At 69.7% G+C, this 9,451-nt stretch carries 10 protein-coding genes and 1 pseudogene; 8 read left to right on the top strand and 3 right to left on the bottom strand.

From position 1 onward, the window contains the following. The first annotated feature begins 80 nt into the window (after positions 1-80). The 3 genes from coaA (at position 81) to D7V97_RS34500 (ending at position 2,747) form a co-directional block, all read left to right on the top strand. A complete protein-coding gene (gene coaA / locus D7V97_RS34510; RefSeq protein WP_120614875.1) occupies positions 81-1,034 on the top strand; it encodes a type I pantothenate kinase in 954 nt (317 codons plus the stop codon). 21 nt (positions 1,035-1,055) lie between these two features. Then, the gene (locus tag D7V97_RS34505) at positions 1,056-2,048 is read left to right on the top strand and encodes a cysteine synthase A (protein ID WP_120614874.1); all 993 of its coding nucleotides are present in this window, start codon (positions 1,056-1,058) and stop codon (positions 2,046-2,048) included. Positions 2,049-2,123: 75 nt separating this feature from the next. Beyond that, complete coding sequence (locus D7V97_RS34500) at positions 2,124-2,747, top strand: SgcJ/EcaC family oxidoreductase (protein WP_120614873.1); 624 nt, start codon at positions 2,124-2,126, stop codon at positions 2,745-2,747. A 9-nt stretch (positions 2,748-2,756) separates the two neighbouring features. On the opposite strand, the gene D7V97_RS34495 is transcribed toward D7V97_RS34500, so the two are convergent. After that, positions 2,757-3,017 (bottom strand): hypothetical protein, encoded by a 261-nt coding sequence (locus D7V97_RS34495; RefSeq protein WP_147445095.1) that lies wholly within the window; start codon positions 3,015-3,017, stop codon positions 2,757-2,759. A 319-nt stretch (positions 3,018-3,336) separates the two neighbouring features. Between D7V97_RS34495 and D7V97_RS46685 the strand changes: the two are divergent. From D7V97_RS46685 to D7V97_RS34485, 3 genes and pseudogenes are all read left to right on the top strand, one after another. After that, positions 3,337-3,633: pseudogene (locus tag D7V97_RS46685) on the top strand (hypothetical protein); the annotation flags it as partial. Between the two features lie 18 nt (positions 3,634-3,651). After that, entirely contained in the window at positions 3,652-4,305 is a 654-nt protein-coding gene (locus D7V97_RS34490; protein ID WP_199729038.1) for an HmuY family protein, read from the top strand. Beyond that, entirely contained in the window at positions 4,305-5,864 is a 1,560-nt protein-coding gene (locus tag D7V97_RS34485) for an MXAN_6640 family putative metalloprotease (RefSeq protein WP_199729037.1), read from the top strand. Before D7V97_RS34490 ends, D7V97_RS34485 begins: the two co-directional genes overlap by 1 nt. A gap of 17 nt (positions 5,865-5,881) precedes the next feature. On the opposite strand, the gene D7V97_RS34480 is transcribed toward D7V97_RS34485, so the two are convergent. Together D7V97_RS34480 and nrfH are read right to left on the bottom strand one after the other, a co-directional pair. Further along, positions 5,882-7,333 carry an ammonia-forming cytochrome c nitrite reductase subunit c552 gene (locus D7V97_RS34480; protein WP_120614869.1) on the bottom strand — a complete coding sequence of 484 codons (1,452 nt, stop codon included), beginning with the start codon at positions 7,331-7,333 and terminating at the stop codon, positions 5,882-5,884. Then, on the bottom strand, positions 7,330-7,836 hold the full coding sequence (nrfH, locus tag D7V97_RS34475) for a cytochrome c nitrite reductase small subunit (protein WP_120614868.1): 507 nt from the start codon (positions 7,834-7,836) through the stop codon (positions 7,330-7,332). The genes D7V97_RS34480 and nrfH overlap by 4 nt, the downstream gene beginning before the upstream one ends. Before the next feature lie 244 nt (positions 7,837-8,080). On the opposite strand from nrfH, the gene D7V97_RS34470 reads away from it, so the two are divergent. Together D7V97_RS34470 and D7V97_RS34465 are read left to right on the top strand one after the other, a co-directional pair. Then, positions 8,081-8,281, top strand: a complete 201-nt coding sequence (locus D7V97_RS34470; protein WP_120614867.1) for a hypothetical protein — start codon at positions 8,081-8,083, stop codon at positions 8,279-8,281. 133 nt (positions 8,282-8,414) lie between these two features. Continuing rightward, positions 8,415-9,451 (top strand): TonB-dependent siderophore receptor (locus D7V97_RS34465; RefSeq protein ID WP_158623517.1); only part of this gene is annotated, 1,037 nt, incomplete at its 3' end.

Here is a 9,451-nt window from a genome sequence, read left to right as displayed (position 1 = left end):
GTGCTGTCAAGGTGCCCCGGGAAGTCCTGTTCTCACGTTCACTTGCCGGATCCATGCCGGTCTGGTTCATGCTGGGTGGCATGTCCGCGACCAAACCCCGCGCCGCCTCGATGTACGTCGACCTCGACCGCGACGCGTGGCGCCAGTTGCGAGCCTCCACCCCCCTGACGCTGACGGCGGAGGAGGTGGAGAAGCTGCGGGGTCTGGGCGAGCGGCTGGACATCGACGAGGTGGTGGACGTGTACCTGCCGCTGTCGCGTCTCTTGCACCTGCAGGTGGCGTCGGCGCAGTCGCTGTGGGCGGCGCAGCAGGCGTTCATGGGGTATTCGGTGCGCAAGGTGCCGTTCATCATCGCCATCGCGGGGAGCGTGGCGGTGGGCAAGAGCACCACGGCGCGCATCCTCCAGGCGCTGCTGGCGCGCTGGCCGGATCATCCGCGTGTGGAGCTGGTGACGACGGACGGGTTCCTGTTCCCCAACCGGGTGCTCGCCGAGCGCGGCATCATGAACCGCAAGGGCTTTCCGGAGAGCTATGACCGGCGCGGGCTGGTGCGCTTCCTCGCGGAGCTGAAGGCGGGGCGGGAGACGGTGTCGGCGCCGATGTACTCGCACCTCGTCTACGACATCGTCCCGGACGAGGCGCAGACCATCCGGCAGCCGGACATCCTCATCCTGGAGGGGCTCAACGTTCTGCAGACGGGGCCGGTGGAGGGCGGGCGACTGCCGCAGACGTTCCTGTCGGACTTCTTCGACTTCTCCATCTACGTGGATGCGCAGGAGTCGGACATCCGGCACTGGTACGTGGAGCGCTTCCTGCACTTGTGGGAGACGGCATTCCGCGACGATCGGTCCTTCTTCCGGCGCTTCTCGGAGCTGACGCGGGACCAGGCGGTGGCGCGGGCTGCGTCGGTGTGGGCGGAGATCAACGGGCCCAACCTGGCGGAGAACATCGCGCCCACGCGTTCACGCGCGAGGCTCATCCTGGTGAAGGGCAACGACCACAAGGTCCGCCGCGTGCGCATGCGCAAACTGTAGGCGGCGAAGGGACACGACGACATGGCTCCACGATTGGGTTCGCTCTGGGACGCGGTGGGAAACACGCCGCTGTTGCGCATCGGTTCGCTCAGCCGGGGGACGGGTTGCGACATCGTCGCCAAGGCGGAGTTCATGAACCCGGGCGGCAGCATCAAGGACCGCGCCGCGAAGGGGATGATCCAGCGCGCGGAGGCGTCCGGACAGTTGAAGCCCGGCGGCACGATTGTCGAAGGCACGGCGGGCAACACGGGCATCGGCCTGGGGCTCTTGGGGCGCGAGCGGGGCTACCGGGTGGTGGTGACGATGCCGGACAACCAGGCGCGCGAGAAGTACGAGTACCTGGAGGCGATGGGCGTGGAGGTGCGGCGGGTGCCGGCGGTGCCCTTCGCGAACCCCGCGCACTTCTTCCATCAGGCGCGCGTGTTGGCGGAGGAGAACGGCTGGGCGTGGATGAACCAGTTCGAGAACACGGCCAACGGCGACTTCCACTACGAGACGACGGGCCCTGAAATCTGGGAGCAGGCGCAAGGGAAGGTGGACGTGCTGGTGACGTCGGTGGGCAGCGGCGGCACGGTGTCCGGGACGAGCCGCTACCTGAAGGAGAAGAACCCGGCCTTGCGCGTGGTGTTGGTGGATCCGCCGGGGTCGGGGCTCTACAGCCAGGTGCGCACGGGGAAGCTGGAGACGTCCGGGAGCTCCATCACGGAAGGCATTGGCATCATGCGGCTGACGGAGAACTTCCGGCAGGCGCGCGTGGATGAAGCGATGCGCCTGGAGGACCAGGACATGCTGGAGATGCTGTACCACCTGGCGCGCGAGGACGCGTTGGTGGTGGGCACCTCCGCGGCGCTGAACGTGCGCGCCGCGTGGGAGGTGGCGCGCAAGCACCAGGGCGAGGGGCTGCGCATCGTCACCTTCCTCTGCGACCACGGCAGCCGCTACGCGTCGAAGGTGTTCAACCCGGAGTTCCTCGCGTCCAAGCAGCTCACGGTGAAGCCGCTGCCGGCGGTCTGACGCTCCGGGGAGGGGAGGGGACACGCACCCGGAGCATGTCTAGGATGCGGCCTCTCCTTCCTTCGCGGAGCTTCGATGGTGCGCAACCGGTTGGGTCTCTTGGCGTTGCTGTTCGTCGTGGTCCCCGCGCTGGCGGGGGCACAGGAGACGGTGGCTCCCGCGGCGGTGGCCTCCGGGGACGAGGCGACGCACCAGGCGCTTCGCGCCATCAAGCAGGACATGGAGGACGCGCTCAACAAGCAGGACGTGGAACGGCTGCTGTCGCACCTGCACCCGGACGTCGTCTTCTCCACCATGAACAACGACGTGCGCGTGGGGAAGGACGCCATCCGCGCCTACTACGCGCAGATGCTGGGCGGGCCCAACGGCGTCGTGAAGAAGGTGACCGCGAAGTTCGACGTGGATGCGCTCACGCGCCTGTATGGCAACGCGGGCGTCGCGTATGGCTCGTCGCTGGACCACTATGAGCTGAATGATGGCAGCGACATCGTCATCCATGGCCGGTGGACCTGCACGCTGGTGAAGGAGGGCGACCGGTGGCTCATCGCCGCGTTCCACTACTCCACCAACGTGTTCGACAACCCCCTGCTCACCAAGGTGAAGAACGCCGCCATGGGCTTCGGGGCCCTGGTCGCGGTCGCCGCGCTCGCGGCGGGATTCTTCCTCGGCCGCCGGGGTCGCCGGACCGCGACGGCCTGAACGCCGCGCTCAAGGCGCTGCTTCGGCTCCGGCGGGAAGCCGCTTCACCAGCTCCCTCCAGAAGCAGCGCCGCACCTCGGAGGCCCCGCGCAGGCTGGGCTCGATGGTGCACGTGAACCAGGACGCGTCGCCTCCGAGGAAGTGCCGGTGCAGGTCCACGAGGACGCCGTGCTCCGACGCGAGCCGGACGATGATGTCGTTCACCCGCCGGTGATTCCCGCGCGCCTGCGCGATGGGCACGCCGGTGAAGTTGTGACGGTCATCCCCCATCGACGGGTCATACACATTCGCGAGGAGCACCGGACGGATGGGCAGGGCCGTCAGGAAGGCGGAGAGCTTGCTCTGGAAGCTCTCAAGCCCCGGCTCCCCAGCGTCCCCGCCCGCCTGCCCGGAATGTCACTGGGCGCTCCGGGTGCTGTCGCTGGAGGAGGTCGTCTTCCGCACTGAAAGTGGGTGTCGATATTGAAAATGAGAATCGTTATCGATATGGATCGGCGCCTTCGAAGACGGCGGTGTTCCGCCTCGAAAGGTGACGACGATGGGCTTTGCTGGAGGGGTGGTCCGGAAGCGGGGTGCAGGGCGATACGGCATGGGGACGCTGGCGGTCCTCGCGCTGACGCTGGTGGCGGCGGGATGCAGCGGCGATGAGTGCGTCGATGCGTTCGATTGCCGTGACAAGGGCTCGGCGCCCGAGGGCCAGACGTATGTCTGCACCGCCGACAACACGTGCGAACTGCGCGCCCTGCCCTCCGTGCCCGGGGAGGACGCGGGCACCGGGACGACGGACGCGGGCACGACGACGGATGCCGGTACGGAGACGGACGCCGGCACGGAGCCCGACGCGGGCACGACCCCGGATGCCGGAACCGCTCCGGACGCGGGCACTCCGGACGCTGGCGCGCAGGTGTGCGGCGGCCCGGTGGCGTGCAAGGAGCAGAGCATCGACCAGCTTGCCCTGCGCACCAACATCGCGACGGGGCTGGTGCGGGAGGAGGGGACAACGCAGGGGCCGTTCCTCACGTTCCTGGATGCCCGGGCGGGTGGGGCGTCCTCGTTGGAGTCGTACACCTACGCGCGCTTCACGCCGACGGGGCTGGTGAAGGTCGACCTCGATGATCAGTCCGCGCTCGCTTCGACGGCGTGGGACATCGCGGTGCGCCGCTACAACATCCGCGTGAACAGCGGCGTGTCCGGCCCGTCCTGCGTGACGGTGGCCCAGACGCCCGCGGGCACGCTGTTCGACGCGGTGACCTCCGTGGACCCGGCTTCGGACTTCCTCGCGGAGGCGTACTTCACCGCCAACACCTGCGAGTTCGTCCCGGATGACTCGGGCATCAACGCGCCCGGCACCGCGCTGGCCACGTTCTGGAGCTACAACAGCTGCCTCGTGATGACGAACAAGGTCTTCCTGGTGCGACTGGCCGACGGTCGTCACGTGAAGCTGCAGGTGGTGTCGTACTACGAGCCCGCCGCGCAGGAGCAGTGCAACACCACCGGCACGCTGCCGGCGACGAGCGGCGCGGCCCAGTTCCGCTTCAAGTGGGCGTACCTGCCGTGATGGCCTCCGGGGTTCCCGCGCTGCTCCTGCTGCTGACCGGCGCGGGAACTCCGCACCGCCTCCTCCACGAGGAGGCGGTGGCGCCCGTGCCAGGGGTGGTCGCCGAGTCCGGGCGACCGACCTCGGCCACCGCGCCCGTGCCACGCTTCGAACCGACGGAGACGGTGGAGTCCATCGTGTCCGCGGGCAACCGCTTCCGCATCCACTTCACCCGCCAGGGCCCGAACGCGGTGCCGCTGGCGGACGCGGAGGGCAACGGCGTGCCCGACTTCGCGGAGCGCGTCGGACGCACCTACGAACGCGTGGCGACGTTCTACGCGGGCCTGGGCTTCCGCCTGCCGCCCGACGACGCGACCTCACCGGGAGACAACGGCGGCGATGGCCGCTTCGACGTGTACCTGGTGGACTTCGCCCGGCGCGGCGATGGCGCCTTCCGGCTGGAGACGTGCCTGGAGGGCAACGGCACCACCCGCTGCACCGGCTACATGCTCCAGGAGAACGACTTCGCGGGCTATGGCTACCCGTCCGAAGCGCAGGCCGTGGAGACGCTGGCCAGCCACGAGTTCTTCCACGCGGTGCAGGCCGCCTACCGGCCGGACCTGGGAGGCATCGCCTCCGAGGGCACCGCGGTCTGGGCCACCGAACGCTTCCAGCCCGCGCTGGACGACCTGGAGGGCTTCACCCACTACTACCTGGAGAGCCCGGACCGCAGCCTGCTGACGGATCCGAGCGGCCCCGGCGTGGGCTTCAACTACGGCGCGGGCCTCTTCTTCCAGTTCGCGGGCGAGCACTTCGGTGACGCGCTCCTGGTCGCGCTGCTGGAGGAGTCCGTGCGCCAGCCGGAGGCGCGCTGGTCGCTGCTGCTGGACACCTGCCTGCGCCGTGACTTCGCGTCGTCCTTCGAGGCCGCCTTCGTGCGGTTCTCCGCGTGGAACCTGGGGACGGGCGCACGCGCGACGCCTGGCCATGGCTACGCGCGAGCCGAGGGCTATGCCCCGTTGGCGACGACCGCCACGGCGTTGCCCGCATCGCTCGACTCCCTGCGGATCGCCGCGGCGTCGTCGCGGAGCTTCGAGGTCGCGGGGGGCGCGTCCTTCGTCTCGGCCACGTTCGAACCCGAACCCGGCACGGACCCCGCCGCGCTCTCCCTGCTCGTGACGGCCGTCACCGATACCGCGGTGCAACTTGTCCGACAGTCGGACAGGTCCGAGGTCCTGCGGGCCCAGGTGCCCGCACACGATGCGACGCGCGTCGTGGTCTCTGTCGTGGACGGCAGGCCGCAACAGGGGCTGGGGAGCTATGGCCGGCTGTGCATCGCGGCCACCGGCCAGGACGCCGCCTGTGCCCCGGTGTTGCCTCCTCCGGCCGATGCCGGCTCGGACGCCGGGACCGGCGGCGACACGGATGCGGGCCTTCCCGAAGAGCCCGAACCGCCGCGCCCGCCGGTCGAGGAGGGCGGTTGTCAGTCAGCGGGGGGCCCCCTGTCCGGCGCGCTCATCGCGCTGCTCCTCGTTCAGGGGCTTCGGATCCGGAGGCGTCCTTCCGCGCTCCCCAGGTGAATGGGGGCGCTCCTCCGTCAGTGCGAGCCCTGCGGTGTCACCGGCGTCGGCGCTCCCGCGGGCCGTTCGCTGGGAGCGGTGGATGCATCGCCCGGGCGCAGCGCGTTCTGGCCCAGGCGCGAGAAGTTGATGGAGTTGCTCAGGATGCGCACCGCCTCCTGATCCGCGTGGAAGCCCATGGAGTTCTCCGCCTCCACGAAGTCCAGGTAGAACTGGGCGCGCCGTTGCAGGCCTCGCGCCTTGGTGAGCGCGTCCTCGGGCAGCCCGGCCTTCTGGCCCGCCTCGATGTCGTGGATGAGGTCCACCAGCGCATCCATGGCGATGTTGCGCGTCTGGAAGGTGCGCGTCTGGATCGTCTCCGCGCGGTCGAGCAGCTCCGCCTCACTCCACTTGTGGCACGTCTGGCAGGCGCGGTTGATGTTGAGCAGCGGGCTGCGCACGTGGTGGTCGCTCACCTTCATCGCCCCCTCGCGCTTGTAGGGCATGTGGCAGTCCGCGCACGCCACGCCGCTGCGCGCGTGGATGCCCTGGTTGTACATCTCGAACTCGGGGTGCTGGGCCTTGAGGACCCGGGCGCCGGAGAGCTTGTGCGTCCAGTCGGTGTGCCCGTCCTCGTCGTAGTAGGCCATGATCTGCTCGATGGTGATGCCCTTGGCCCAGGGGTACGTGAGGCGCTTCTCCTTGCCCTTGAAGTAGTACTCGACGTGGCACTGCCCGCACACGTACGTGCGCATCTCCTGGCGCGTGGCGTCCTGGTTCACGCGGAAGCCCTGCACCCCCTGGCTCGCCTTGAGCGCCGCGATGCCCTCGATGAAGCCGGGCCGCGTCACCCGCAGCTGCATGGTGGTGGGGTCGTGGCAGTCGATGCAGGAGACGGGGTGCTCCACCAGCTTGCGCGCCTCGGCGAAGGGCATGGCGTTCATCTTCTCGAAGCCCTTGATGAGGTCGCCGTCGCCCAGCTTCTTGTAGGGCACGTACACGCTGCCGTGACAGTGGATGCAGGTGCCCGGCTGCGCGGTGACGTGCTGGCGCTCGGTGAAGGTCTGGTCCTCCAGCATGTGCGCGTGGCCGCGCTCCTCGCGGAAGTCGGTGGCGAAGGCGTAGCCGGCCCACATGACCTTGAGGCGCGGATCCTCCTCCAGCCGCGACTGCGCCACCACCGAGCGTGGATCCGCCTGGGTGGGCGTGCGCGCCACCGCCTCGCTGCCGCCGTAGCGGGTGCGCTGCTGATCCACGGTGCGCTTGTAGTCGTCGTATTGCAGGGGGAAGTTCTTCCCCCACACGGCGGGGTCCGTGATGGTGTCGTCCAGCTCCACCACCCGGTAGAACGGGTTTCGCGCCTCCTGCTTGCGCTCCATGATGTTGACCAGGAGCGCCGTGATGCTGGCGGTCGCCACCGCGGACAACACGGCGATGAGGACGACCGCCCTCGTACCCACGAGGCGCCGGGGCTTGCCGGGCTCGGTCATGGTGATGGCTCCTTCTGCGTGAAGTGGGGCGGAACGAGCGTGGGGTTGCCGGAGCCTTCCGGGTGCCCCACGGAGTTGTGACAGGTGAGGCACTGCGTCTGCTCGTCGTGCGCGGGCGGTGTGCCGTCCGCCCCCGCGGGCGCCTCGATGGCCTCGACGATGGTGCCGTGGCACTTGCGGCACGCGCTCTCGGTCACCCCCCGGTTGCGCGGGCGGATCCGGATGGGGTCCGGGAAGGTCCCCAGCGTGAAGTAGAACGAGTGCCAGAAGCCGTTGCTCGCCTTGGTGGCGTACTTCGCCAGCGTGCCGGGCGGCGTGTGGCAGTCGTTGCAGGTGGCCACGGCGTGGTGGCTCGACTTGCGCCAGCCGTCGTACTGCTCCGTCATGATGTGGCAGTTGGCGCAGGCGGCCGGGTCGTCCCGCAGGTAGCTGGAGCCCTTCGCGTAGACGAAGGTGTAGCCGCCCAGGCCCACGGCCACCCCCAGGGAGGTGCCGAACACCATGGCCAGCGCTGTACCGTGAAGGAGACGCACCGACCCAGGTTAGTCGGCCCGACGGTGAAGGGAAGCCACGAGGAGGGAAGAGGGCCCTCCGCGACAGGCGAAGGGGCAGCGAAACCGCGAGCAACGTGCTGCAGGGCCCCAGGGGCGTGAACAGCAGGACACCCGGGCGACTTTCCTCGGAAGTCTTTTGACTTTGATATTCACTATCAATATCGTCTTCCCCCATCGAACGCAGGGAGCCGCGATGCACGAGGGATGCGAGCCGCAGGGAAGTGCCGGGGAGCTGCGCTGCATGTGCGGCAGCCTGCTGGCGCGGCTGGTGCCGGGCGGCGTGGAGCTGAAGTGCCGCCGGTGTCACCGGACGCAGGTGGTTCCGCTGGAGGGCTCCGCGCCCTCCCGGGACTCGCGCAGGGGCAGACCGGCGCCCCGGGGTGAAGGCGGCTGAGCAGGGCCGGCTCCGCGTCAGGGGCCGGGGTGGTGGCGGTGTGTTTCCTGAGGCCCGAGGCCCTTGAGCCCAGCGCCCGACAGGCTTCCCGTTCAACGGGAGGCCCCCGGCTGTCGAGCCGGGAGGACGCTGGATGTCCGGGCGTGGTTGGCTTTGCGCACTGCTTTGCATGGGCCTGTCCGGCGTGGCCGGGGCCGAGGACATTCCGTCCGTGGATGCAGGCGTGGCGGAGGAAGCGCCCGCGCTCCAGACGGTGGTGACGGGCTCGCGCCGCCAGGAGCGCCTCCAGGAAACACCGGTGGCCACGGAGGTCATCACCCGCGCGGAGATCATCGCGAGCGGGGCCCGGGACGCCTCGGAGCTGCTCTCCACGCGCCCGGGCCTGGTGGTGCAGCAGGGCTTCTCCGGCGCCACGCTGTCGGTGCAGGGATTGGCGCCGGAGTACGTGCTGGTGCTGGTGGATGGCGAGCGCGTCACCGGCAAGGTGGACGGCGACGTGGACCTGTCGCGCCTGTCATTGGAGGACATCGAGCAGGTGGAGATCGTGAAGGGCCCGTCGTCGGTGATGTACGGCAGCGACGCGGTGGCGGGCGTGGTGAACTTCATCACCCGCAGGGCGCAGCGCACGTTGGGCGCGGACCTGAAGGCCGCCTACGGCACGCTCGGACGCCTGGACCTGGATGCGACGGGGGAGACGCGCGGCGACGCGTGGGGCCTGCGCCTGAGCGCTGGACTCCAGCGCCGCTCCTCGTACGACCTGAACCCCACGGACCTCGGCACCACGGGCAGCAGCCTGGAGGGCCATGACGTGTCCGCGCGCGGCGACTGGCGCGCTTCGGAGACGCTGACGCTGGAGGGCACGGCGTCCTTCTCCCACCGCCTCCAGCGCGGCGTGGACCTGGGCGCGGGCAACGCGGTGTTCGACCGGGCGACGCGCGACGACACCTTCGCCTCGCGGCTGTCGCCGTCCTGGCGGCTGGGGGAGAAGGTGACGCTGCGCACGGACGTGTCCTACGGGCACTACGAGCGCCGCTACCTGCGCGACCAGCGCAACGCCTCCGCGCTGGACTCGGTGGAGGACACGCGCGACCAGCAGGCCCGCGTGGGCGCGCAGGTGGACGCGCGGCCCGGCGGTGGACACGCGCTGGGGGTGGGCACGGAGTACCTGGG

The sequence above is a fragment of the Corallococcus sp. CA053C genome, from assembly GCF_003611675.1.
Lineage (GTDB): Bacteria > Myxococcota > Myxococcia > Myxococcales > Myxococcaceae > Corallococcus.
The sequence above is the reverse complement of the archived record's forward strand: the minus strand, read 5'-3'. Positions and strand labels throughout refer to the sequence as shown.

Coding starts and splice junctions, on each gene's coding strand:
- D7V97_RS34485 (WP_199729037.1), top strand. CDS start 4,305: ATGGCCTCCGGGGTTCCCGCGCTGCTCCTGCTGCTGACCGGCGCGGGA.
- D7V97_RS34480 (WP_120614869.1), bottom strand. CDS start 7,333: ATGACCGAGCCCGGCAAGCCCCGGCGCCTCGTGGGTACGAGGGCGGTC.
- D7V97_RS34500 (WP_120614873.1), top strand. CDS start 2,124: ATGGTGCGCAACCGGTTGGGTCTCTTGGCGTTGCTGTTCGTCGTGGTC.
- D7V97_RS34495 (WP_147445095.1), bottom strand. CDS start 3,017: ATGGGGGATGACCGTCACAACTTCACCGGCGTGCCCATCGCGCAGGCG.
- nrfH (WP_120614868.1), bottom strand. CDS start 7,836: ATGGTGTTCGGCACCTCCCTGGGGGTGGCCGTGGGCCTGGGCGGCTAC.
- D7V97_RS34470 (WP_120614867.1), top strand. CDS start 8,081: ATGCACGAGGGATGCGAGCCGCAGGGAAGTGCCGGGGAGCTGCGCTGC.
- coaA (WP_120614875.1), top strand. CDS start 81: ATGTCCGCGACCAAACCCCGCGCCGCCTCGATGTACGTCGACCTCGAC.
- D7V97_RS34505 (WP_120614874.1), top strand. CDS start 1,056: ATGGCTCCACGATTGGGTTCGCTCTGGGACGCGGTGGGAAACACGCCG.